This is a genomic window from Thermosyntropha tengcongensis (genome assembly GCF_055381335.1).
In genome coordinates this window covers 1,876,108-1,902,136 of record NZ_AP042437.1, presented here as the reverse complement: position 1 = coordinate 1,902,136, position 26,029 = coordinate 1,876,108, and the positions used below count along the sequence as shown (strand labels likewise).

Genomic DNA, 26,029 nt, shown 5'->3' with positions numbered 1-26,029 from the left:
GAGGCTGAAAATGGATAGCAAAGAGAAAGAATACCGCAAAGTTAAGGATTTTTTGCGCAGTCATGTAGAATACACGATAGGAGATAGATTGGCTGAGATAGCAGAAAAAAAACCAGAGTTTACTGCATTTATATACCAGGACAAACAGGTGAGCTACCGTGAATTTGATGAATTAGCTAACCGGTTTGCCTGGTTTTTTGTTTCTAAAGGCATAAGAAAAGGCGATGTAGTAGCGTTATTCCTTAAAAACTCCCCTTATTATCTGGCTATGGTAATAGGGCTTAGCCGTATAGGGGCTATTGCGGCACTTATAAATACGGAGCTTAAAGGAGAAAAACTGGCAGAAGATATAAGCATGGCAGAAGCCAAAATGGTGGTAGTAGATGAAAATTTGCTTCCCAAGTGGGAAGGGGCCAAAGATTTTGTAAGGCTGCGCTATCCGGGAGAGATAGTTTATTATCCTTGCCTGCTTGAGGGTCTGCCAGCAGATGTGCAAAAACCCTCCTGCACTGTATCCAGGAATTTTGAGCCTTTTGTGTATCTCTACAGTGCAGGCGCAACCGGAGGAAGGAGGGTAGTCCCCTTAACCCATTACCGCTGGCTTTTAACAGCAGAGGCGGTACGCATATATGCTGAGCTTACAGAAGAGGACAGAGGATATACGTGTATTCCTTTCTGGCTGAACAGCGGTTTTAGCGGCGCTTTTGCAGCTATGCTGGCCAGCGGAAGTACCCTGGTGCTGGTGGAAGAGTTTTCAGCCAGCCGCTTCTGGGAAAATGTAAGCAATTCTGGAGCTACTTACTTTTTAGGTACTGGGCAGATGTTTCGCTATCTCTGGCAGGTGGAACCCAATCAGTTTGAAAAAAACCACCGGGTAAGAAAGATTTTGAGCAACGGCATGCCGGGAGATCTTTTTGTACCGGTGAAAGAAAGGTACAATGTTTCACACATTGTGGAAATATACGGCACTACTGAAAATGTTGGCATCCTTATTAATATAGATGAAATCCCTGGCATGTGCGGGAGCCTTAACTGGGGAGGGGAAAGAGAAGGGGAAGTGGCAAGGTATGATGAGGAAAAAGATGAAATTATCTACGGAGAAGATGGCTATGCTTTTAAATGCTGCGCAGGTGAAAGCGGGGTTTTGCTGCTTAAGGTTGATGAATATGAAGGATTTGAAGGCTATATAAATAATTTTGCAGAAAGCGAGTTCAGGCTTTTAAAAGGGGTTTTTGAAGAAGGAGACTGCTATTTTAATACCCGTGACCTGGTTAAGCTGCATTCCAATGATTATGTGGAGTTTGTAAGAAGGCTGGATGATATTTACCGCTGGCGCGGCAAGACAGTTTCCGCAGCGATGGTAAGGGATGTTATCCGCAAGTTTTTTGGCCCCGTGGAAGATGCTTATGTTTTTGGGGTTTCGGTTAAAGGATATGAAGGAAGGGCAGGCATGGCGGTTGTAAAGCTGCTGGAAGGCGAGAAACTGGACTGGAACAAGTTTACGGATTACCTGCAGCGCAGGCTTTCCCGTGCGGAAATGCCGGCTTTTATAAGGCTCACTTATACAAAAAAGAGGCTTAAAGATAATAAGATTAAATATATAGAAGAAGGGTTTGACCCCGAAATGGTAAAGGAGGAGTTATTCGTATACAGTGGGGAACGGAAAGGGTATATTCCGCTTACTGCAGAACTCTACCAGGATATTTTAAACCACAAATTCTGGCTTTAATTGAGGGGGAATAAGAATGTTTGCAGGCGTATGGGATGAACAGATTATTAAGAAGAGCATAGAGATGTCGTTTTTCCCTTTTTCCTACTGGTGGGATAAATACCAGAAGCTGCAGAAATATCTGGATGTGCTGGCAGTAGCCCTGCATCCGGTGAATGAATGGTGTACTCCCAATAATATTATTTATGAACACCAGACTTTGCGGCTAAGGCATTTTTCAAATCCCGAAGAAGCGACAGCCAGAAGGCCTGTTCTCATCCTGCCCCCTCAGGCCGGGCACAGTTCCCATTTAGCGGATTATTCGCCTGCCCAAAGCCTGGTGCGGGTTTTCCACCGCTACGGATATGATGTTTATGTTACGGAGTGGCTTTCTGCTTTGCCGGAACATAAAGACTTAGGGGTGGCAGATTATATAAGGCTTACTGATGAGGCAGTGGAAGAGATAAGAAGGAGGACAGGGATTTATAAAATCCATATCATAGGGCAGTGTCAGGGAGGATGGCAGGCAGCTATCTATACTGCACTTTATCCGGAAAAGATAGCTTCGCTGGTTATTGCTGCCTCCCCCATCGATGTGGAAGCAGCTCCCGCTGCTATAGTTGAGTATGCAAAACTGCCGATGGAATTTTTTGAGTATCTGGTTGCGCGCGGCAATGGGCTTATGGATGGAAAATATATACTGATGGGCTTTAAAAGCCTGCAGGCGGATGAGCACTATGTGCGCAAATATAAGCGGCTGTGGGATATGATTGAAAAAGGGGATGAAGATTGGCTTAAACGTTTTATCCGTTTTGAAAACTGGTACGAAAATACGCACTTTTTGCCGGGAAGGTTTTATCTGGATGCCATAAAAAATATTTTTAAGGAAAACCGGCTTACCAAACCGGGGAGCTGGATTTTGGAGGGAAGGCCGATAGATCTTGGCAATATAACCTGTCCGGTTATCATAATGGCAGGGAAAAAAGATCATATAACCCCTCCTCCCCATGCCTTTGCTCTGCGCAACTATGTAAGCACCCCTCAGGAGAATGTAATCGAAATACTTACCGAAGGCGGGCATATTGGAACCTTGATGGGAACAGAATCCTTGCGGGAGGACTGGACGCGGGTAGCGGAGGTTATGAAGCTGGTAATATAAATTTAACAAATATGACATTAGTAAAAGGCTGTTTTCTCATGAGTGCTGGAAAACAGCCTTTAAGTTTTTATTAGATATGCCAGCCAGGGAAAAATTATTAAGCTTAACTAAGTTTTTTGTTTGTAAGCTAAAAATAAAGTAAAGAAACCGGTTTCAGATTATGATTTGTGCTTGCAGAAAAATTTCTAAAAATTAATTAATACTGTCCATTGTTCTCTAAAAGATGGGTTTTTTCATCAAACCTTTCTTTGCCGGTTATGAGGAGCAGTGTAATTATGCCTATGACGGCTGATATGAGAGAAGCGCATAAAATCCCGATTTTAGCTTCTTCGATATATACCGGGTTTGTAAAAGCCAGGTTAGTTATGAAAAGGGACATGGTAAAACCTATGCCAGCCAGGCAGCTAACCCCGTAGATGTGTTTAAAAGTTATGTTGGAGGGAAGAAAAGCTATGCCTGCCTTTACTCCCAGATAGGAGAACAGGGTAATGCCTATCTGTTTCCCCAAAACAAGGCCTAATATTACCCCCAGAGTTATGGGATTAAAAAAGTCTATGTTTAGTTCTGAACTGGTAAAGTTTACCCCGGCATTGGCCAGCGCGAACACCGGAATTATGAAAAATGATGCTGCCGGCTGCAGGGCATGTTCCAGCTTCTGCAGAGGGGTATTAATTTTATTCAGGAGATATTTAAGCTCTTCTATAGTCTGGTACTGATTTTCATCTGTACACATGATGTCGAATTCTTTTTCCGGAAATCTTTCCAGGAGATTAAAAGTTTCCTCTTTAAATTCTTCCGCACCTATTTTAGCCCGGGAAGGAATAGTAAAGGCCATCAAAACCCCGGCGATGGTGGCGTGTACCCCTGACTGCAAAAAGGCAAGCCACAGAAAAAGCCCGATAAGGGCATAAGGCCAGGTTTTTCTGACTCCCATGAAATTAAGGAATACCGATATCCCCAGGAAGAACAAGGCAGTAACAAGGCTTGCGATACTTATCTGTTCGGTATAGAAAAGAGCGATTACCAGAATAGCCCCCAGGTCGTCAACGATAGCCAGTGCGAGCAGAAAAACTTTGAGAGCCAGGGGAATGTGGCTGCCCAGCAGCATAAGGACTCCCAGGGCAAAAGCGATATCAGTAGCCATAGGTATTCCCCAGCCGCTTATGCTGTCAGTGCCGGCATTCAATAATGAGTATATAATGGCAGGGACTATCATTCCGCCCAGTGCTGCCAGCATAGGCAGGCTGGCCTTTTTAAAGCTGGAAAGTTCCCCTACCATAAATTCTCTTTTGATTTCAAGGCCCACTACAAAGAAAAAAATGACCATAAGGCCGTCATTAATCCAGTGCCCTAGAGTGTCAGATAATACAAATTTGCCGATTTGCAAGCTTACTTCGGTTTTCCATAAGGCAAAGTAACTCGGGGCATAAGCCGAGTTGGCCCATACTAGAGCAGTTATGGTGGCAATTAGAAGCAGGCCGCTGCTTAAAAGATTAGAGTCAAAAAACTGGCGAATAGGCTGAATAAGATAAAGTTCAAAAGGGGTTTTTTTGTTCATGCAGACATCCTTTCTTTTTAAAATTTTATCATTTTGTTATCTTAACATATTTCAGCGATTTTATTAAATATTTTAATAAAGGTTTATATTATTCTGGCTGCTGGATTTATATGAGAACAGGGAACACCGCTTACGCATTTGCCGCATACATCAGCCAGGCCAAGACTAGCATGGATTTCGGCATTTTTAAGCAGATATTCATAACATTTGAAACGGTCAAAGCCTTCAGGGGTTAGAGCTTTAACCGGACATCTTTCTATGCATTTCTGGCAGCTGCCGTTAAGGTAATAAAGGCAGTAGTTTTTAGGCGGAAGAATTTCTATATCAAGCGGAATATTAGTAACTATGCTCCCCAATCTTCCGCTGCAGCCTGCTTCAGTTATAAGGAGGCGGTGCAACCCCAGACTCCCTAACCCTGCCAGCTGTGCAATATGCCGGTGTGACCAGCTGCTTATCAATTTTTTTTCATCAAAGTTGTGGGTAGCAGGGAGGTTGCTGCAGCGGTATCCGTATCCGGATAATTTTTGTTTAAGATAGCCGTTTATTTTCCCTATAAGCTTATTGGTTTCTATGTAGGCATAAGCCCATTCTTTTGAGCTTAAAGGGGTATCCTGGTTGCTTTTTGTTATACTGCGGCTAAAAGGAATAAAATATACTATTATTGATTTGGCATCGGGAAGAAGGTCATAAGGCATAAGATGAGCAGGGCCTACTATTTTTTTGAGCGTTTTTAATCTTTCATCATCAGCTTTTATAAAAGATATGAGCGGTTTTTGCCATAAAGGGCAGGGAGAGGTTTGCCTGGAACATTCTAAAACATATTCGGTTATCCAGTTTTTGATTCTATCCTGCATACTGTTTCGGCCTCCATTTAATTTTCATGTTTTTATTATAGCTGAACGGTAATTTGTTCTGTTCAAAGGTTAAATAACTTTTGCAGATATTTGGTAATATGCCATGAGTTTAGTTCAAAATCTTTAAATTTTTAGGTGAACAATTCTAAGGCATTTTCTGTGCTACCTGTTCATGGGGAGCTTTTTATTTTTTTCGGAGATAAACTTTTAAGATAAGTTATTATATAAATAGTATAAAATTTTAAAAAATAGCGGGAGGGAAGGAAATGGAAAAGGGGTATAATAGAGGGTTTTATGTGGAAGGGCATGAAGGTTTCAGGATATATTTGCACAGCTGGGATGAAGTAAAGGAGCCTCGGGGAATAGTCCAGATACTGCACGGTATGGCTGAACATGGTAAAAGGTATGATAGTTTTGCGCGCTATTTGAATAGCCATGGATGGCTGGTGTTTGCCGATGACCACAGGGGGCATGGGATTACAGCTGGTTCCCTTGATAATATAGGCTATATAGGTAAAGATGGTTTTAACTGTATTGTGGAAGATGAGCATATTATAACCAGATATTTAAGAGGTAAATATCCTGGACTGCCCCTGGTTATAATTGCCCACAGCTTTGGTTCTTTTATTGCCCAGGAATATATTATACGCTACGGAAGTGAAATAGATGGGGTGGTTCTCTGCGGCTCTGCGGCCATGGATAACTGGAAGGCCAGGGCTGGCTATGCGGTGGCTTCTATGGTAAGGGTTCTAAAAGGTGAGAGGCATAAAAGCCGGCTGCTTGACTATCTGAGTTTTGGGACTTTTAACCGCAGGATAAAAAATCCTGCCAGCAAGTTTTCCTGGCTCAGCACAGATGAAAAAGAAGTCGAAAAGTATGAGCAGGATCCTTTTTGCGGGACGGTTTTTACAGCCGGGTTTTTTTATTACCTGTCCCGGGCTTTCTTGAACTTGTATAGGAGGGAAAGGCTGAAAAAAATACCAGCTGAATTGCCTGTCTTTATAATCGCAGGTGGGGAGGATCCGGTAGGGGGGTATGGAAAGCTGGTAGAAAGGCTTTATTACATATATAAGGATACTGGGTGTGTGAATGTGGATATGAGGTTGTATCCAGGGAAAAGGCATGAACTATTTAATGAAAAGGAAAAAGAGAAGGTATATTCTGATGTAAAGGAATGGCTGGAAAAAGCGATATTAAAATATTAAAGATGTGAGATTAAAAAAGAATTTTATAACACAAAAAAATACAAGCTCTATTATTTTTCACCATAATATGATAAAATAAATCCTGAAATGGTAATAAAAGGATTGCCTTCTGAAGGTGGTTGGTAAGAGATGGGAAAAAATTTTATACGGGAAGTCCTGGAAAAAGCCCCTGTAGGATATGCTTTACTAAAAACGGTGGAGAATGCAAAAGGGGAAATAGTAGATTTTGTTTATCTGGATGTAAATGCAGCTTTTGAAAAGATGACCGGCTTGGTTCGGAGCGAGGTGCTGGGAAAAAGGGCTAAAGAAGTTATGCCAGGGATAGATAAGGAAGCTTTTGATTGGCTGGGCGTTTTTTCTAAGATAGTGAGAGAAGAGGGTGAGGAGGAATTTTCTCGCTATTATGAGCCTTTACACAGGTGTTACAGGATAAAGGCTTTTTCCCTGGAAAAGGGGCTTTTAACGATTTTGTTTTTTGACATAACTGAGGAGACAGAGAGGATAAAAGAGCTAAAAAAACAGAAAGAAGAGATAGAAAGCTTGACTGACCAGCTAAAACTTATTTTTGAAAGCACACAGGATGCTATGTTTCTTGCCGAATATAAAAGAGGTAATTTTTACTACATAACGTCAAATCCTGCCCACCAGAAGCTGACAGGCTACCGGCTGGAGGATATAAAAGGCAAAACCCCGGAAGAAGTTCTGGGGGAAGAGCTGGCAGCCAGGGTAAAAAGCGGTTATATGAAGTGTATCAGTGCGGAAACTTCTTTTTCTTATGAAGAAACTTTGCCTCTCCCGGCAGGGGAAAAAACCTGGCTGGTATCGCTAACCCCGGTCAAGCAAAAGGGACGTATACGCTATATAATAGGTTCGCGAAGGGATATCACCGTGCAAAAAAAGCAGGAAGCAAGCCTTAAGAAAAAGCTTAAATATGAGAAAATGGTGAGCAGTATTTCGCAGCTGGCTTTGCAGGAGAGGGAAAAAGATGTTTTTTTAAAGGAGGTTTTGAGGATTATCGGGGAAGGGACTGATGTAAGCAGAGCTTATTTTTTTGAACAGGATGCCGGGAAAAATACTGTCAGCAATACTTATGAATGGACAGCTCCCGGGATTCTGCCTCAGCAGGATAAGCTGCAGGAGCTTAATATGGAATTTTTTGGCTGGTGGATGGAAAAGATACGCAACAGGGAAATTATAAATTTCCGCGATATAGAAGAGCTTCCGGATGAATTCACCAGGCTTTTTTTGCGCGAACAGGACATAAAATCTATCCTGGTTATTCCTGTAGGCACAGAAAAAGGAGAAATAAGCTTTATAGGTTTTGATGAATGTGTCCAGGAAAAGGTGTGGGATGATGATGAGATTGTTTTGTTAAGCGTGGTGGCTGATGTGGTTAACCAGTATCTTAAACTGCGCAGATATGAAGAAGAGATTCTGTATAAAAGCTATCATGACGCTTTAACCGGTCTCTACAACAGAAGGTTTATAGAGGAAAGGCTCAAGGAGCTGGATAAGCCGGAAAATCTGCCTCTGGCCATTATTGCCGCTGATGTGAACGGCTTGAAAGTGGTAAATGATGCTTTGGGACATGCTATGGGAGATCTTATGCTGAAAGAAGCTGCCTGTGCCATAAAGAAGAGCTGCCGGCGCGATGATATTATAGTGCGCTGGGGAGGAGATGAGTTTTTGCTGGTTCTTCCCCATACTACCTCTGAAAAAGCGGAAGAAATAATTGAACGTTTAAAAGAAAGCTGTGAAAAGGTTCAGGGTTTGCCGGTTAAAATAAGCTTGGCAACAGGATTTGCGGTGAAAACTAAAAAAAATCAGAAGATAGGTTCAGTTTTAAGAGAAGCTGAAGAATGGATGTACCGAAATAAGCTGCTTAAGGAAAGGAGTAGCCGCAGGGCTATTATAGACACTCTGCTGTCTACTCTGATGGAGAAAAGCGCAGAGACCAGGGAGCATGCGGAACGTATGCGGGAATTGGGTATAAAAATAGCAAAGCGGCTTAAGCTTTCATCCCGCGACATAGATGAGCTTTCTCTTCTGGCTTTGTTGCATGACATCGGAAAGGTGGGGGTAAAAGAGGAGATCCTTAAAAAACCTTCTTCGCTTACGGAAGAAGAATGGCAGGAGATGCGCAAACATCCGGAAATAGGGTGCCGGATAGCGCAGAATACCGCTGAGCTTCTTTCAGTGGCTGAATACATACTTTCACATCATGAACGCTGGGATGGCACCGGCTATCCGCGGGGGCTTAAAGGGGAAGAAATACCCCTGCTGGCTAGGATTATTTCTGTGGTAGACGCTTATGATGCCATGACAAGTGACCGGCCGTATCGCAAAGCTTTAAGCCATGAGGAGGCTTTGGAAGAGATAAGGAAAAACGCTGGCACCCAGTTTGATCCAAAGGTTGTAGAGATATTTCTGGATATAGTAAATAGTGATAAATAAGAAGGATGGGGAAGTTTATGGTTAATTTATGGTTGACCAAGAATTTGCGGCGCAGGTTTTTGGCTGTGGTTTTACCGCTGGTAGCCTTTATTTTTATAATGCAGGTAATCTTCAGCGTGGTCAGTTTTGATAAGGTTGTTGAGGCCAAAACAGAGGAAGCCTTGCGTGAACAGGCAGTAAATGAGGCTGAACGCTTGCTTAAGCAGTTTGCAGATGCAGAAAGTGTTTCCGCGATTATGGCTGTCAATCTGGGAACTTCAGGTGATTATGGAATAAATCGCTGGGAGCCGCTTATGAGGGGCTATATAAAAGATAACCCTAACATAGTGGGAACAGGCTACTGGATGGAGCCGTATGTTTATGATGAACAGAGGTACTATGGCCCTTACCTCTATCGGGAAGGGGATAAAATAGAGCTTACCTGGATCTATAGCAATGAGCAGTATGATTATTTTAAATATGATTGGTACAAAATAGGTTTTACCGGGGGACGGGAGACTAAGTGGACTTCCCCTTACCTGGATGAAGTAAGCGGAGTGGTAATGATAAGCAGTATAACCCCTATTTTTAACGCGCAGGGCAAGATTATTGGGGTTACTAGCTGTGACCTGGGCTTGCCTTCGCTTACTGAGTATATGAAAAAAATACAGGTGGGTAAAAATGGGTACGCTTTTTTGCTGAGCAGGGAAGGTTATTATCTGGGCCACAGAGATGAGAAGCGTAATTTTAAACTGAAAATTACGGACGAAAAAGACGAAAGCTCAAGATTGGCCGGACAAAGGCTGCTGGCGGGAGGGAAAGGGCTGGTTATAGATGGGGTTTTAAACGGGGAAAAAATGATACTTGCTTCTGCTCCCGTGGGGAATACAGGTATAAAGATGGTTTTGGCGATACCGGAGTCAGAGATATATGCGGCCAAGAACAGGGTGCTTAAAGTAGTGGGATTATCTCTGGTTATGGCTTTAATTTTGCTGGGAATTATTCTGTGGCTGATGGTAGCGCGACATATTTCCAGGCCATTGGGCGATGCGAGCAAATATGCTGCCAGGATGGCTTCCGGAGATTTTGCATTTGAGCTGCCAGATATTTATATGGGCCGGCAGGATGAAATTGGACGGCTTATGCAGAGTTTTGTCTCTTTGCGTGATGACATGCGTTTGGTTATGGATGATATAAAGAAGGCTTCCCTTGAGCTGCTTGCTATAAGCAGGGAGGTATCTGACACCAGCCAGGATGTGGCTGCTTCTATGCAGGAAAATACTGCTTCTGTGGAGCAGATAACCTCTGGTATGGAAGAAATAGCCTCTGCTACGGAGGAGATAAATGCTTCCGGGCAGGAAGTTAAAAATGCTGTGGGCGCTATTGCTCAGAAGGTAGAAAAAGGCTATGAAAGTGTGCGGGAAATAGAAAAGCGGGCGGTAAAAATAGAAGAAAATGCTTACTCTTCGCAGAAGGTGGCCGTTGACATATATAATGATATAAAACAGGCTCTGGAGAAAGCTATTAAAGAAGCGGGGGTAGTGGAGGAAATAAGCAGCCTGGCCCAAAATATAGCCGCTATAGCCAAACAGACCAACCTTTTGGCTTTAAATGCTGCGATTGAGGCAGCCAGGGCTGGTGAACAGGGCAAAGGCTTTGCTGTGGTAGCTGATGAAGTGCGCAAACTGGCAGAGAGTTCTGCTTCTGAGGTGGAAAATATCCAGAACCTTACCGGACAGGTACAGGAGGCCATAAACAGGCTGCGGGAGGATAGCAGCAGGGCTTTGGGTTTCCTGGGCAATGAGGTGATACGTGATTATGAATCTATGGTTAAGATCGGCAGGCGTTACAAAGAGGACAGCCAGGCGATAGCTGAGCTTATTTCGGAAATAAATGAAGAAGTGGAAACTATTACCGCTACGCTGGACAGCCTGTTTGATGCCATGGAAAACACGGCGGCCAGTGCTGAAGAAGTTAGCGCAAGTTCCCAGGATATTGTGAAAAGCACCGAGATGACTGCCAGACGGGCAGTAGAGATGAATGGGGTCGCTGAACAGCTGCGGCTGGAAGCAGAAAAGATGCAGGATGTTTTGCAAAAATTTAAGGTCTGATTTGTTTTTGCGGCTCTGCTGGATAAGATATATCAAATGCCTGTTTCCCTTGCATAAAGGGAAGCAGGTTTTTTGTTAGCTAAAAAGACATTTTTTATATAAAATAAAATACAGGGGAATGGATGATAAACAGGGGGGTATATATTATAAATACACTTGGGATTTTGTCGCTTATTGCAGCTATTTTTTATTTATGGCTGGGGTTTTTTGGGTTTTATCTTTACAGCCGGGGAAGGTTGAACCGCTTATTTCTGGGTATAAGCCTGTGTCTTGCGGTATGGTCTTTCGGGTATGGCTTTTTTTATTCCGCTCCTGATGAAGCATCAGCCTGGTTCTGGTTCCGACTGTCTTCTCCGGGGTGGGTTTTGCTGCCTGCGTTTCTTTTGCTTTTTGGGCTGGAGGTTGCCGGCAGGCTGAAGTACATGAAGAATTATGCTGTTTTGTTTGTTTTTATGTGGCCGGCTCTGGAACTCTACAAAGCTCTGACAGGAGTTTTGACTGCGGAAGGCTTTAAACAGGAGATATGGGGTAATGTAGAAATTATTTCTTTTGCCAATCAATGGCACTGGCTGCATGTGGCTTATTATATAACCTATGTAGGTATCATGTTTTTTTTCATATGCAGGTGGGGAAAGAAAAGCCCTTTGCGGCGCGAGAAGATGCAGTCTTTGCTTATTATAATATTTGGTTTCTTTATTTTGATAAGCGGCATGATCACCAATCTTATCCTCCCGGCGCTGAATGGAAGTTCTCCGGGAGTAGCCCATTTTTTTGGCGTAATATGGGCAGCCGGTTTTCTGTATGCCGTTGCCCGCTACAGGTTTATGCGTTTTGATTACAGCCAGATTCTGGAGAATGTCCTTGCTCATGTTAATGACATGGTTCTTATATTAGGCTATGATTTTCGGCTGCTTAAGATAAACCAGAAGGCGGAAAAATTGCTGGGAATAGATGCAAGCAGGATTAAAGAACTTTATTTCTGGGATCTGGTTGAAAACGGGGAGGGGCTGCGAAAGAACTTGCAAAAAATTAAAAAGCAGTCTTATTTATATATGCCGGTGGTTTTTAAAACCGGAGGCAGAAGGAAGATAATTACCCGTACTTTCTGTACTGCCATTAAGGATGATTTTGGCGACATTATCGTGATAACGGTGGTAAGCCAGGATATCCGGCTTATAAGCCGTTTGCGGCAGGAAGTAAAAATGAGGAGGAACAAAGAAAAAGAGTTAAAATATCTGAGCATGCATGACCCTTTGACTGGACTTTATAATCGGGCTTATTTTATGGAACTGATGAGGGACATAGAAGAAAATAAAAAGGTAAAGATAGGGCTTATTGTATGTGATCTGGATGGTTTAAAGGAGATAAATGACCGTTTTGGACATCTTATGGGAGATGAATTTATAAAAAAGGCAGCGGAGGTCTTGAAAAGCTGTGTGCGCAGCCAGGACAAGGTCATGCGCATTGGAGGAGATGAATTTGCAGCGGTGCTTATGGATATAGATGAAGGAATGCTTAAAGAAACAACTGCCAGGATAAAAGAAGCCTTTAGCTGCATGAATTTGGCCATCGGTGAGGCATGTGTACCGGGAATTTCAGCAGGCTATGCTTACCGGGAAGATGTTTCTACAACGGTGGACGAGCTTTTTCGGCTGGCTGACAGCCGCATGTATGAGGATAAATATAGCAACAGGAACAAGGGGGAACAAATATGCTGAATTTTGTTTTTAATAATCCGGGAAAGATTTTTTTTGGCAGGGGACAGATAGAGGTGCTGGGAGAAGAGATAAAGAGGTATGCCAGCAGGGTACTGCTGGTTTACGGCGAGGGGAGCATAAAAAGGAATGGCATCTATGATAAGGTTACGGGCATTTTAAAAGAAAATGGAATTTTTTATGCTGAACTTCCGGGAGTTAAACCTAATCCCCGTATCGATAGCGTAAGGGAAGGGATAAAAAGGTGCCGGGAAAATGATCTGGAGCTGGTTCTGGCAGTGGGAGGCGGAAGTGTTATTGACTGTGCCAAGGTTATAGCCGCTGGTTTTTATTATGATGGGGACCCCTGGGATTTTTTTACCCGTCAGGCTAAAGTTAAAAAGGCTCTGCCGGTAGCTTCGGTGCTTACCCTGGCGGCTACTGGCTCAGAGATGAACGGCAATGCGGTTATCAGCAATGATGAAACCAGGGAAAAGAAAGGTTTGGGAAGTAATCTCCTTATTCCTAGATTTTCTATCCTGGATCCTTCTTATACTTATACCGTATCCCCTCTGCAGACAGCAGCAGGAGTAGCTGATATTATGAGCCATGTATTTGAACAGTACTTTAGCAGCAATAATGATGCCTACCTGCAGGACCGGCTTTGTGAAGGGGTTTTGAAGACCTGCATCCATTATGCTCCCATAGCCTGCAGCAAGCTTGATGATTATGAGGCCAGGGCTAATCTCATGTGGGCAAGTAGCATAGCCTTGAACGGTATTTTATCAACCGGTAAACTTACCGACTGGGCTACCCATATGATTGAACATGAAATAAGTGCTCTTTATGATATAGCTCATGGAGTGGGGCTGGCCATACTTACCCCATTCTGGATGGAGTATGTTATGGAAGAAAAAAACCTGGATAAGTTTGTGCTTTATGCTGCCAATGTATGGGGGATGGTCGACAGGGATGAAAAAGAGATGGCAGGTATGGCCATAGAAAAAACCCGGGGATTTTTTAAGGCTCTGGGGCTTCCTTCAAGGCTCAGTGAAGTAGGGGTAAAAGAGGATGACCTGGAGTTTATGGCGGCAAGAAGTGTAGAAAATGGCAAACTGGGCAGGTTTAAAGAGCTCGATAAGGAAGATGTGCTTAATATATTAAAAATGGCTTTTTAATATTTTGGCTTTGCAGTGAATTAAGGAGGAATACTTTAATGAACAGGTTTGAGTGCTGCCAGGACAGGGAATGCTGCAGTTTTTTGGAGGACAAAAAAGATGTAAAAAAAGTGGTGATTGATTTTCTGTATCTCGATCTCAGTGTGTGTACGCGCTGTCAGGGTACAGATGCCAATCTGGAGGCTGCCTTAAAGGAAGTCAAAGATATCCTGGAGAGAGAAGGGGTAGAAGTAGTTGCTAATAAGGTAAATGTAATCAATGAAGAACTGGCGGTAAAGTATAAATTTGCAAGCTCTCCTACTATAAGGGTTAATGGTTGGGATATTCAGATGGAAATTAAGGAAAACTCATGCGCTTCCTGCGGCGACCTGTGCGGAGAAGATGTGGACTGCCGGGTATGGGTTTATAAAGGGCAGGAATATAACGAAGCTCCCAGGGAAATGATTGTGGAAGCCATTTTGGGAGCTGTATATGGTGAACAAAATGGTGAGAAAGCAGAAGAGGGAGAATATGTAATGCCTGAAAACCTGAAGCGGTTTTATGAAGGGATGAAGAAAAAGAGGAGGATAGATATTTTTTAAATTAAATAAAGAAATAGCTGTATTTAATATATTCTTCATCATATTTCAGAGCCAGTTTAAAAAGAAAGTTTTTGATATTTTTAAGGCTGGTTTTGTCTTCTGACCACTCCCGCATCAGTTTATGAAAGCGGGTTTTTTCTTTAGTATCAGCCTTGTTTTTAAAATATCCCCATATGTGGTTAACGGCATTGATTTCTTCTTTTTTGCTGGGCGGCAGGTTAAGGCACTGTTCAATTTTTTCATAAAAAGCAAGAGGATCTGCTTTGGATTTATCTTTGAGCATTTCCCGTATTTCAAGATAAGTTTTTTGGGAACGGCTTAAAACCAGGTATTTGTACCTGGACCATTCTTTTTCCAGGATTTTGACAGGAAGATTATGAGAGGTTATGTGTATACACTTAAGGGCGGATAAATTTTTGTCTTTTACTTCCAGCATGATATCTGGATATAGAGAATGTGCTCTAAGTTCCTGGTAAAATTGATGGAAAATTTGGCTGTTTATAGTTTCTGAATGCGCACCTTTTTTGCCGCTTGCAGCCTGCTCTGAATAATGTATTTTTTGATTGCCGTCTTTGCTGGACCAGGTTGAACAGCATGTTTTAATCCAGTCCAGGAGGGACCTGTTGCCGGATGGATTTGTAATATGATGCAGGTTATCGAATACTACGGGAATATTGAGTTTTTCCGCTATATACAGGACATCTTCTATATTGAAACATTTTTCATCGTTTTCTATTACCAGCCGCGCTTTGGTTTCCGGGGGAAGATGCTGGTAATTGGCGATGAATCTGGCGGCGGCTTCTCTTTTATTGCCGTATAAACCCCCTATATGCAGGATGATTTTGTGGGAGCTGTCGAGCTTAAGCGCATCTAAAAACCGGGTATGGTATAAAAGGTCAAGATAAGCGTTTTTTACTACTTTTTCATCCGGTGAGTTAAGTACTGTATACTGTCCCGGATGCATGGATACCCTGATGCCGGATTTTTTTATTTTTTCCCCAATGGCTGCAAGGATTTCTCTGTATACCATCCACCATTTAATGTCATTTGCCTCATGGGAAGCAAAAGGGATTATATCAGAACTTATGCGAAAAAGTTTTATGTTATTTTCTATATTGTAATCTATCATTTTGTCCAGTACTGAAAGGTTGTGTTTTATAACTTCGTGCAGTTTTTCCCTATCGGCATTTTTAAGAGTTATGCCTCTTAGATTGCACTCCGGCACTCCCAGCATAAGACAGGCATATCCTATTCTCATTGCAAGGTGGTCCTTTCTTAAGCATGTATAAATTAATTTTATATTTAAAGAAAATGGAGAGCAAGTTTATAAATTAAAACGCAAAATGCCGGCTTTTTTGTAGAAAAAAGCCGGCATTAAAACCTGGGATGTATGAAGTATCAGTTATTCTTCAGTATTGGCATTAGACTGGATGAGCCCATCAGCTGTTTCGTCAGGAGCTGCTGCTTCTAAAGGAGGGATGTTTTCCGGGGAAGTAGTTTTGTTATCAGTATAATCAGGTACCGGGTTCTGGCTGTTGCTAGCTGGTGCTGTTATGTAGTCAGCGGGCAGAGAAGCCAGTATTTTAACATGATTCAAATACCAGGGGCATGGATTCCAGAGGGTGCCAATACCGATGATATCCATATGGTCATATGTATCCATTACCCCCATATAGTTCCATACGCCGGGAAGAGGGGTGCCGCTGAAGTTGACAATACTGTCAGAAGAATTTATCTTGGGCCCGTTCTGTGAAATAAGGCTTACCAGCCCATCGTTGGGCCACCAAGAACTGTCAATAGGTACCTGTCCGGGCACATTGCGGGTATAGGAACCTATATGCAGGGCAAACGGCTGCAGGAAAATGTTCATGCTCATTACCGGGACCTGATAGTTGGAAAAAAGCGCTTTGCGGGTAGCATTCGTCGCCCAGGAAAAATAATAGACATCAGGCTGGGCCTTTACCCATCCGTTAAGCTCTCTGGCCCCTTCGACGGTGAGGTCCCAGTTGGAAAGATCGCGGCTGGTTTTCCAGAAGGAGCTGTTAAATACCCGGCTTAAATAGTCGCTCAATTTTTCACCCTGGTATCTGGTAAGGCCCCACTGGTCGAGTTTAAGATCATAAATGTTATTGGGGGTGCTTAAAGTAGACATAAATCCTACAAAGCTCTGCAGCCAGGGCATTCCTTTATTTATGGCATTGTCGAGGGAAGTCCCATCATGGGGGGTGGATATGGTAGTCACGCTTTTTACCCAGCTGTGTCCACCAGCAAAAAGAGGAGACATATTATCCTGAGAAAAGCTCCTTTCTGCCTCATCACCTTCTGCCAGCAGCTGAACTAATGTCCTTACTGTTTGTCCTCCCATACTGTGCCCTATAAGGTGGACTTTTTTAATTTCCCCGGTTTGGGGATCAATTTTGCCCAGGTCTGGAATTAGGCCCTTATAAGTGCGCCCATAGCGGGCATGCCCGTATTTGGCGGCGTGAGCCGCTCCGTAGTCGACAGTACCCCCGACCAGCTGGGCGTAAAGCTCACATGCCCTGTCCCAGTTGCTGGAAACCGGCCCTACTGCCACTGTATAGACTTCGTATCCCTGGGCTTTCAGGTATTCCTGAATGTCATAAAGCCCTCCCCAGTATCTAAAGCCAAGCATTTCATCGCGGCCGAAACCCCCGAGCCCGTGTACCAGGATGATTGGATACTTGTTGCCGGAAGGGGGGGTGCTGGCTTTGACTGCAGTAGGGCAGAAAAAATTAAAAGACAGGAAAAGGAGCGTGATAATCTGGACGAAAAGATTTTTTTTGAACACTTTCTATTCCCCCTTTTTAAGTTCACAAGATATTATTATTGTCATATTATCATAAATAATATTACAAAAAGAAATTTTATGTCAATATTTACCGGGGAAATATTAAATTTTATTATTGTTGTCATTAGGAATATTAAGAAATTGTAAATAAAGTTGAAATTATATGTCAGAAAATGCGATATAATTAATAGAAAAGTGAAAAACATTGAATGCCTGATAAACAGCTTTACAGGTGGTTGTGGTAGCTTTGGGGGTAAAATTTTAATGGATGGATGGAATGATTATAGAAAAGAATGTCAGCTTATGAGGAGATTGGGTAAAGATAACATGCAAGCTTTACAAGATTCTCTGGCGGAAATGCTGGGTTTAAGTTTTTGCTTGTGGGACAGAAGTGGACAGCGAATAACGGTATGGTCAAATTCTTCTCTTTTTTGTTATGAAATAATTTCTAAAAATAAGGAGAGGTGTAAAAAACAGAAACAAATCATGCTTTCTCAAGTTTTAGATAAAAAAGAAACTGTCATAGGGACTTGTTATATGGGAATGAGTTTTTTTGCTATTCCTATTTTATATGAAGATGAGGTAATGGCTATATTTTATGGAGGGGGGTTTGTCAGCTTATCTCAAGGTCTTGATACTTCATATATTACACGTTTAGGGCATAGTATTCCGGCAGTTCCAGAAGAAAGATTACATAATGTTATAAATTTTTTTGAGAATTTTTTCAAGATTTTAAAATTGGATGATAATTTGTTTACCAACGAAGATAAAAAAATAAAACCACATAAAGAGGATGCAGATGTTTTTTTGCTGCAAAATCATCTGAGTCTGAGGGAAATAGAGATAGTTAAACTGGTTTTACAGGGGATGAGCAATAAAGAAATCGCTGATTATTTGGGAATAAGTGAGAAAACAGTAAAGGTGCATGTGAGCAATATCTTAAGAAAACTGCAGATGAAGGATAGGAGACAACTTATAATATTTTGTCAGCAGCAGCTTGGAAAAAGGTGAAATTATGAGTATAAAAAGACGACTTATGTTGTTGATAATATTTTTACTTGTTTTTCCTATGCTGAGCCTGATGTTTATATCGCAATTAGTTTTGGACCGGCAAATTAAAAATAGTGCGCGGCATTATCTTGTAAATGCTTCCAAGGTAGCCCAGAGTGTAATGTTATCTAGGGTAGAAAAAATGGAGAAGGCAGCAGCTGTGATGGTAATGACTGAAGATTTTTTATCAGCAGTTAGAGAAAAAGATAGTAAAAAAGTTGCTCAAAAAATCAGTGAGTTACAAGAAATAAATGATTTCACGGATTATATAATTTTGCTGGATAGCAACAATAGTCTATTTTATAGTTATCCGGAAACCCTTTCGCCACAGATTTCGGAATTTAGCCGTTTGTTAGGTGATGCTAGGAAAAATAAAAAATCAGTTATTGCCCATCAGGCTATAGTTTTGGAAAATCTTTTTGTTCCTGGAACTGAAGATTATAAAAAGTTTGAGGTAAGGTTGCAGCAAAAAGAAGGCGTATTTAAGTATGTACATAGTTTAACAGCAGCAGTGCCGATTTTTGAAAAGAATGGAACATATTTGGGGGCGCTTTTAATAGGGGATATAACTAACAATGATTCGTTTTTGCCCAAAAGGTATAGCTGGTATATAAAAGATTCTTATTTATCTCTTTCTTTATACGATGTCAGGGTAACTTCTAACATAAAAAGCAATCGCAAAACCAATTTTGTTGGTAGTTTGGTGCCGGTAAAAGTTGATACTTTGGAGGGCGAGCAAGATTATTATTTTGGGCAAGTAAGGATAGATGATGAAATACATTTTTTTCTGGATTGCCCATTATATGGTGATGAAGGCAAGATCATAGGGGCTCTGGGAGTGGGTATACCGGAAAAGAAGTTTAATATTTTGCAAAAAGTAAACAGCAATATAATTATAGTACAAACTCTGATCCTTTTGGGTATAATGCTGATAGTTGGCAAATTTATGGCTGATAACATATCGAAACCTATATTGGAAGCAGCGCGGTGGGCAGAGAAGATAGCTTCTGGTGAAAGAGAACTGTCAATAAAGGAAAGATTTTTGTACAATTCTTGTTCTGAAGCAATACTTCTGCTAAAAAATTTACAAAAAATGTCAAATGAGTTATATATCCGCGAGGAAGAGAAAAAAAATTTCATAGAAAGATTAAGAGAAGAACACCAAAAACAGACCGAGCTTTCCCAACAACTCAAAGAACTTAATAATGAATTAGAAACCAAGGTAAAAATGAGGACCCAAGAATTAGAAGAAGCCATAAAAATTTTGCGTAAAGCAGACCAAGTGAAAACTAGGTTTTTGGCCAATATGAGCCATGAACTAAGAACTCCTTTAAATGTTATAATCACTAGCGCCCAGGCCTTAGAAGAAGGGATATTTGGAGAATTAAACGAGAGGCAGCACAAGTATATAGTAAATATAAATACTGCCGCTCAACATCTTCTACATTTAATTAATGATATCCTTGATATTGCTAAGATTCAGGCTGGTAAGATGACTTTGGTTTTGGGGGTTTTTTCTGTCTGCGATCTGATAACAGGAAGTATTGAAGAAATAAGAAGTTGGGCGGAAAGTAAAAAAATAGATATAAGTTGTAGCTGGTTGGCGGATGATTTTTTGGTCATGGTGGATAGGCAAAAATTTAAACAAATTTTGTATAACTTGCTTTCTAATGCAATCAAGTTTACTCCCGAGAGAGGGAAAATAGAGATAAAGCTGTGGAGAGAAGAAAATTTTTATTGGATTGCTGTTAAGGATAACGGAATTGGAATTCCTGAAGCTTATCTAAACAGGGTGTTTGAAGAATTTGAGCAGATAGACAATTCATACGCCAGAGAATACGGGGGAACTGGTTTGGGTTTGCCGCTTACCAAGAAACTGGTAGAATTGCATGGAGGAGAGATTTTTCTTTTTAGTCGGGAGGGTGAGGGAACAGAAGTTGTGATAAAAATGCCTATAGCGTTAGCAGGAACATTTTTGTCAGGTGGAGAGGTGGTTTAGATGGCAAAGATTTTGTTAGTAGATGATAATATGCTGAGCTGTGAAGTTATGGGTGATGTCTTGCATACCTGGGGGTATGAGGTTTATAAGCTATCTGTGGGAACAGGTGTTTTCGAGTTCGTCCTTAAATATAAGCCGGATATTATTTTGCTTGATATTATGCTACCTGGAATGAACGGGTTTGAGATTTGCAAGAAGCTGAAAGGGAATTGGGATACTTTTCAAATACCAGTTATAATGCTGACTGTTTTGGATGATGTCGAGGATCGCATAAGAGCTTTTGATGTGGGAGCTGATGCTTTTGTTACCAAGCCGGTGAATTATAGTGAACTTAGGAGTATAGTAACCGCTCTCTTGCGCAGAAAGGAACGCTGTCGGTATTTTGAGGATGGTAAATCAGTGATTGCTAGCTTTTTGCAGTTGATCAAACTTTGTGATAAAGAATTGTATGAACATGTTATGGTAGTAGCTGATTATTGTGGTAAGGTGGCAGCTGTTTTGAATTTGAGCCGAGAACAGATTGAGTTGTTGATGGCAGGAGCTTATTTGCATGATATTGGTAAAATAGTGGAAAAGGGAGATGAGCATACAAGAAAAGGAATAGAAATTATTCGCCCTCTTAACTTGCTGGATAAAATGTATACTTTTGTATACAGCCATCATGAAAGGATGAATGGTAAAGGTTTTCCGGAGGAAATAACAGGTGTTAATTTTTCGTTAGAGCTCAAGATATTGACGCTGGTTGATGAGTATGTTAACTTACAGGAACAACTTAAAAATAAAGACAAGGCTTTGAATGTGCTCGATAGAAAAGTGGCAGAAGGTGCTTTTGATGAGGTAGTGTATAGAGCTTTATGTCAGGTGCTGGAAGACGAAGATTTTAGAAAAAATTTGGGCATGACTTGAATAGACTGCTAAATGAACAAAAGAATTAGAAAAGTATTATTTTTATAAAAATATAACGCTTTTTAAGACCTGGGTTATATTTGCATAACCTCGAGGTCTTATTTTTTTTGGTATTTTAGGGCTTTTACAGGGCTTATGGTCAATATGATTGTAGTTGCATTAGTAATAAATTTTTAAGTGAAAAGAGAAACGGCAGGCAAATGATTTATGAGATGAAAACAGGGGGTGATATTAAGAGTAATTTGTACAAAGTGATGCTAAGCGAAAAGGCAAATTAAAAAGAGGAGGGAATTTAAGGTGGCTGCTAACAAAAAAGTGAAATTGGAAGAGATTTTGGCGGAAAAAGGGATGCCCATAAGTTTTCAGTATGGCGGCAGAGCTCCTGAAGAAATGGTAGATAGGGAAGTTAAAAAAGAACCGTGTGAAAGGGTTAAAAAACTTAAAGAGTTATATTTCCAGACTCTTTCATCGGCTACGGTAGAGTTTCCTTACTGGTATACCCGCAAATATGATGAGCTGGAAGGCGAAATTCCAGTAGTACGCAGGGCGGCAGCTTTAAAACATGCTTTTTCACATCTTACACCCACTATATTCCCCGGGGAACTTCTGGTTATGGGCAAAGCTCATTATTACAGAGGCTCTTTTCCTATGCCGTGGCTTTCTGAAGGCTACTTTATGGCTAAAGAGGATGAGCTCTATCAGTCAGCTTTATCAGCTGGTCGTACCAGTGCGGATGAAGTGTCAAAGTTTGGCACTGGCGGTGGTAATGTAACTCAGAGCTTTGGCAATGTGGTTTCTATTGCGGGTAAATTTGGCATTCGCAAAGAAGAAGTGCCAGCTCTTGTAAAACTGGCCAAGGCTTGGGTTGGGCGCTCGGTTGATGATTTGGGGCAGAAATATGAAAAAATGGTACCTGAATATCAGTTAAAAGAAAATATAATGAAATCTGTTATATGTATGTTTGACTCTGGTTATACTCTGCCGCAGGGACGTGAAGTAATTAATTATTATTATCCTTTACAGTACGGGTTTGATCGTTTGATTGAGATGTGTGAGGAAGGTAAAGCTAAAGTGGCGGGCAGAGCTGATGGTGACGGCATTATTGGAATGGATAGGCTTTATTTTTATGAAGCTGCTAAACTCGTGCTGGAAGGTATTCAGGCCTGGATACTTAATTATGCTGCTGAAGCTAGAAGATTGGCTTCGATTACTGATGAGTCTAAGCAGAAAAAAGAATATGAAGAAATAGCTGAATGTTTGGAATGGATTGCTCACAAACAGCCCAGAACATTCCGGGAAGCTTTACAGCTTACTTACACTATTCATATTGCTGTTTTAAATGAAGATGCTATTTCTGGTATGTCTCCTGGAAGATTAGGGCAGGTACTTTATCCCTGGTTTGAACAGGATATAGAAGCGGGACGTATAACGGAGGAAGAGGTTATTGAACTTTTAGAATGCCATCGCATGAAGATGACTCTTATTGACTGTTTTGCCTCTATGGGGGTAGTAGGTGGCGTATTGTCGGGGAATACCTTTAACAATCTGAGTTTGGGCGGACTTACTCGTGATGGCAGACCAGCTACCAACAGGCTGGAAATGCTTATACTGGAAGCAGCTATGCGCAACCAGACTCCGCAGCCTACCCTGTCAGTTCTGTATGATGAAAAACTTCCGGAAGAATTTTTGCTTAAGGCTATTGAATGTAACAAGACGGGAACCGGTTATCCAGCATGGATGAATTTCCAGGGAGGCTTACAGTTTATACTTGATCAATACCAGGCCGAAGGGATGACAGTAGAAGAGGCGAGGGCTTGGGCTATAGGCGGATGTTTGGAAACTTCTCCCTGTGCATGGATGCCGCTTACTTTAAACGGAAAACAGTATGAAATACCAGGAGGAGCCGGCCAGCCTACCAGTGTAGGGGTACATTTTATAGCTAATCCAAAGATTTTGGAATGTGTACTTTTTAATGGCTATGATCACAGAACTGGCATACAGGTTTATCCTCCGCATAATCGCAAACTGGAAACTTATGAAGAGCTGTGGGAAACTTTCAAAGAATATTATGAAATGACTGTTGATTGTTTAGCTAAATGCAACAATATTCAGCATGATATCTGGCGCAAGAATAATATGGCGGTATTTAATTCTCTGTTAAAACCTGATTGTTTAGCTAAAGGACATCATATTGGCAACATGGGTTACAGATATAATGCAACTTTCAATGTGGAAAGTTGTGGAACTATAAACCAGATTAACTCTTTGGCTGCTATTAAGAAACTGGTTTATGACGAAAAGAAATACACCCTCGATGAATTGAGAGATGCACTGCTTAATAACTTTGGATTCAAGACAGCAGCTGAAGTAGGTAGTTTCTCGTTGGCTGAACAAGAAAAGCGGCCTGATGGCGATAAGTACGACCGTATTTACAGTGATTGTTTGCTAGCTCCCAAATATGGTAATGATGATCCATATGTCGATTCCATACTTAAGGAATATGAAGAATGGTTCTGTGCTATGTGTCGGAGATACGAATCTTTATATGGCAAACCGCTGTATGCTTGCCAGATTTCTGTATCTACTCATGCGCCACAGGGAGCTGCAACCCTGGCATCTGCAGATGGCAGGCTGGCAGGAACTACCTATGCAGATGGCTCTATGTCAGCTTATCCGGGAACTGACCGCAGCGGCCCGTATGCACTATTTAATTCCGCTACTGTTTGGGACCATACACAGTCTCAGAATTCTCAGATGAACCTCAAGATACATCCAAGTGCCATAAAAGGGGAAGAAGGGGCTCGCAAGCTGCTTGATCTCACTCGTGCTTATATGCGCAAAGGTGGATTCCACATTCAGTATAACATAGTGGATTCTAAAATATTGAAAGATGCCCAGAAGAATCCTCAGAACTATCGCGACTTGATGGTACGTGTAGCTGGCTTTACCCAGTACTGGGTTGAAATTGGGAAGCCCATACAGGATGAAGTTATAGCACGTACTGAATATGAAGGAGTGTGATTTTAATGGCTAATGGATTAAAGCATAACGACTGCCGTAATTTTGCACCGGTAGACGTGGCTAAAGGTATTTGTCGGATAAAAAATGAGCTTATATTTATAGATGGAGAACCGTGTGAAAAATTTGAAATGCTTCCCAAGTGCAAAAATTGCGGACATTTTGTAAATGTTGACAAAGACGATATTGGTACCTGCAAAGGCTTCAAAGATAACTACTGGGCCTTTGGGGAAAATATTGCGGTAACCTGTGAAAACTATCAGGTTAAATGCCAGAATTAAAACTGAAAAGGGTGCTTTAGGCACCCTTTTCATGAATTCATGAAATTTTGCGAATGACATATGGTTGGGAGGTTGAATGTATGGATGAAGCGCGCAGGCAGAACATGGGCAGGATGGTAGTAGCCGCTTCCTGGTTAGCAGTATTTTGTCTTTTTGGGTATAGGGCTACTTTTTCAGTGCTTTTGAGGCCTATGTCTGAAAGTATGGGTTGGAGCGTTACTCAGTTATCGCTTGGTTATTCTTTAATGATGAGTGTGTATGCAATAACTGCTTTTTTCAGCGGCATGATAATCGATCGCTGGGGAACCAGACCTGCTTATGCTATAGGAGCGGTTTGCGCAGCGCTAGGATTTTATCTGACTAGTAATGCCAGCACTTATTTGGAATATCTTATACCTTATGCTCTTTTTGCTGGCATAGGGACTGGTATGTTGTGGGTGTCTTCTACAGTGTCAGTACGTAAATGGTATGTAGGTAGCACTTATGCTAGTATGTGGGGGATAGCATTTATGGGAGCTCCTATTGCTCAAGTAGTTTTGAGTCTAGGAGTAAAGCAGGTTTTACTTACTATGAACTGGCAGCAAGCTATGAAGGGTCTGGCGGTAGTGGTTTTTGTAGCCCTTGCCATGGCGGCTTTGCTTGCTCGAAAGAATCCTGAAGACTATGGAGTTGAACCATTTGGGCTTATTAAGGCTCCTGCTGCAGGAGGACCTCCCAAAGCTGAATATATATGGAATTTAGGAGATGCTTTTAAAAGATTTGCCATTTGGGGAGCTATAATTGCTTTTCTTACCAGTATGCTGGCGGAATTTTTAATCTGGACTCAGGTTGTGAATTACTGGACCAATGATGTTAAGCTTTCTTTGGCTAGTGCTACTAACCTCTATGTAATAATAGGCATAGCTGGCATATTTACCATGCCTCTTATGGGCAAAGTGGCTGATAAAGTGGTGGCCAGATATGATATCGAAAGTAAAGGCCGGAAAGTAATGCTTATATTTGCCCCGACAGTTGGCGTGATAGCCTGTGTATGTTTGTTGCTTACCAAAGTGAGTTATCTGTTTGGTGTGCTAGCTTGTATTTTGTTCGCTGTTTATTGGGCTATTGAACCTGGGGGAGTAGCAGGTTATGCTGGCTCTGTTTATGGCAGACAGTCACTAGGAAAAATATGGGGCCTGGCTACTTTAATAGTGATGGGAATTGGACCAGCGGTAGGGGTTTACATGGGTGCTTATCTTTTTGATATATCTGGCAATTACTTGAATTCGATACTATTTGCCGGTGGTGCTTTCCTAGTTTCTGCAGTAGTGGCAGCTTTACTGCCGCTAAAGGCGGAACCTCCCGTATCTGTTGAGGAAGAAGCGGCACCGGCAGGAATTAATTAATATTACCCTCGTCCCCCAATATTTCTAACCTCATCCCACAACTTTAACTTTTGGCCAGGGACGGGGAACAGGAAAAGTAATTCTCTGTTCTTCTTAGTTC

Annotated in this window: 18 protein-coding genes; 14 read left to right on the top strand and 4 right to left on the bottom strand. The window is 41.7% G+C overall.

The window, feature by feature from the left end:
• The first annotated feature begins 10 nt into the window (after positions 1-10).
• Complete coding sequence (locus tag ACZ42E_RS09180) at positions 11-1,729, top strand: AMP-binding protein (protein WP_464892032.1); 1,719 nt, start codon at positions 11-13, stop codon at positions 1,727-1,729.
• Positions 1,730-1,745: 16 nt separating this feature from the next.
• Positions 1,746-2,867 (top strand): alpha/beta fold hydrolase, encoded by a 1,122-nt coding sequence (locus tag ACZ42E_RS09175; protein WP_464892031.1) that lies wholly within the window; start codon positions 1,746-1,748, stop codon positions 2,865-2,867.
• A 196-nt stretch (positions 2,868-3,063) separates the two neighbouring features.
• Here ACZ42E_RS09175 and nhaA read toward each other — a convergent pair whose 3' ends face one another.
• Together nhaA and ACZ42E_RS09165 are read right to left on the bottom strand one after the other, a co-directional pair.
• The gene (gene nhaA, locus ACZ42E_RS09170; protein ID WP_464892030.1) at positions 3,064-4,425 is read right to left on the bottom strand and encodes a Na+/H+ antiporter NhaA; all 1,362 of its coding nucleotides are present in this window, start codon (positions 4,423-4,425) and stop codon (positions 3,064-3,066) included.
• A gap of 83 nt (positions 4,426-4,508) precedes the next feature.
• Positions 4,509-5,279, bottom strand: coding sequence for a 4Fe-4S binding protein (locus tag ACZ42E_RS09165; RefSeq protein ID WP_464892029.1), 771 nt, complete (start codon positions 5,277-5,279; stop codon positions 4,509-4,511).
• Positions 5,280-5,545: 266 nt separating this feature from the next.
• Between ACZ42E_RS09165 and ACZ42E_RS09160 the strand changes: the two genes are divergently transcribed.
• The 6 genes from ACZ42E_RS09160 to ACZ42E_RS09135 all read left to right on the top strand — a co-directional run bounded on the left by ACZ42E_RS09160 (position 5,546) and on the right by ACZ42E_RS09135 (position 14,481).
• Entirely contained in the window at positions 5,546-6,484 is a 939-nt protein-coding gene (locus tag ACZ42E_RS09160) for an alpha/beta fold hydrolase (RefSeq protein ID WP_464892028.1), read from the top strand.
• 129 nt (positions 6,485-6,613) lie between these two features.
• Positions 6,614-8,938 carry a sensor domain-containing diguanylate cyclase/phosphohydrolase gene (locus ACZ42E_RS09155; RefSeq protein WP_464892027.1) on the top strand — a complete coding sequence of 775 codons (2,325 nt, stop codon included), beginning with the start codon at positions 6,614-6,616 and terminating at the stop codon, positions 8,936-8,938.
• A 17-nt stretch (positions 8,939-8,955) separates the two neighbouring features.
• Entirely contained in the window at positions 8,956-11,028 is a 2,073-nt protein-coding gene (locus tag ACZ42E_RS09150) for a methyl-accepting chemotaxis protein (protein WP_464892026.1), read from the top strand.
• A 164-nt stretch (positions 11,029-11,192) separates the two neighbouring features.
• Positions 11,193-12,746 carry a histidine kinase N-terminal 7TM domain-containing diguanylate cyclase gene (locus ACZ42E_RS09145; protein WP_464892025.1) on the top strand — a complete coding sequence of 518 codons (1,554 nt, stop codon included), beginning with the start codon at positions 11,193-11,195 and terminating at the stop codon, positions 12,744-12,746.
• Positions 12,740-13,900: an iron-containing alcohol dehydrogenase gene (locus ACZ42E_RS09140; RefSeq protein WP_464892024.1), complete on the top strand. Its 1,161-nt coding sequence runs from the start codon at positions 12,740-12,742 to the stop codon at positions 13,898-13,900. Before ACZ42E_RS09145 ends, ACZ42E_RS09140 begins: the two co-directional genes overlap by 7 nt.
• A 38-nt stretch (positions 13,901-13,938) precedes the next feature.
• Positions 13,939-14,481: a DUF2703 domain-containing protein gene (locus ACZ42E_RS09135; RefSeq protein ID WP_464892023.1), complete on the top strand. Its 543-nt coding sequence runs from the start codon at positions 13,939-13,941 to the stop codon at positions 14,479-14,481.
• Between the two features lies 1 nt (position 14,482).
• On the opposite strand, the gene uvsE is transcribed toward ACZ42E_RS09135, so the two are convergent.
• Both uvsE and ACZ42E_RS09125 read right to left on the bottom strand, forming a co-directional pair.
• Positions 14,483-15,739 (bottom strand): UV DNA damage repair endonuclease UvsE, encoded by a 1,257-nt coding sequence (gene uvsE / locus ACZ42E_RS09130; RefSeq protein WP_464892022.1) that lies wholly within the window; start codon positions 15,737-15,739, stop codon positions 14,483-14,485.
• Positions 15,740-15,883: 144 nt separating this feature from the next.
• A complete protein-coding gene (locus ACZ42E_RS09125) occupies positions 15,884-17,290 on the bottom strand; it encodes an esterase/lipase family protein (RefSeq protein ID WP_464892021.1) in 1,407 nt (468 codons plus the stop codon).
• A gap of 153 nt (positions 17,291-17,443) precedes the next feature.
• Here ACZ42E_RS09125 and ACZ42E_RS09120 point away from each other — a divergent pair, with 153 nt between their 5' ends.
• The 6 genes from ACZ42E_RS09120 to ACZ42E_RS09095 all read left to right on the top strand — a co-directional run bounded on the left by ACZ42E_RS09120 (position 17,444) and on the right by ACZ42E_RS09095 (position 25,929).
• Positions 17,444-18,301: a LuxR C-terminal-related transcriptional regulator gene (locus ACZ42E_RS09120; protein ID WP_464892020.1), complete on the top strand. Its 858-nt coding sequence runs from the start codon at positions 17,444-17,446 to the stop codon at positions 18,299-18,301.
• Positions 18,288-20,339 (top strand): ATP-binding protein, encoded by a 2,052-nt coding sequence (locus ACZ42E_RS09115; protein ID WP_464892019.1) that lies wholly within the window; start codon positions 18,288-18,290, stop codon positions 20,337-20,339. Before ACZ42E_RS09120 ends, ACZ42E_RS09115 begins: the two co-directional genes overlap by 14 nt.
• On the top strand, positions 20,340-21,245 hold the full coding sequence (locus ACZ42E_RS09110; protein WP_464892018.1) for a response regulator: 906 nt from the start codon (positions 20,340-20,342) through the stop codon (positions 21,243-21,245).
• 297 nt (positions 21,246-21,542) lie between these two features.
• Positions 21,543-24,266, top strand: coding sequence for a 4-hydroxyphenylacetate decarboxylase large subunit (hpdB, locus tag ACZ42E_RS09105; protein ID WP_464892017.1), 2,724 nt, complete (start codon positions 21,543-21,545; stop codon positions 24,264-24,266).
• Between the two features lie 5 nt (positions 24,267-24,271).
• Positions 24,272-24,544 carry a 4-hydroxyphenylacetate decarboxylase small subunit gene (gene hpdC / locus ACZ42E_RS09100; RefSeq protein ID WP_464892016.1) on the top strand — a complete coding sequence of 91 codons (273 nt, stop codon included), beginning with the start codon at positions 24,272-24,274 and terminating at the stop codon, positions 24,542-24,544.
• 80 nt (positions 24,545-24,624) lie between these two features.
• On the top strand, positions 24,625-25,929 hold the full coding sequence (locus ACZ42E_RS09095; protein WP_464892015.1) for an MFS transporter: 1,305 nt from the start codon (positions 24,625-24,627) through the stop codon (positions 25,927-25,929).
• The last annotated feature ends 100 nt before the right edge of the window (positions 25,930-26,029 follow it).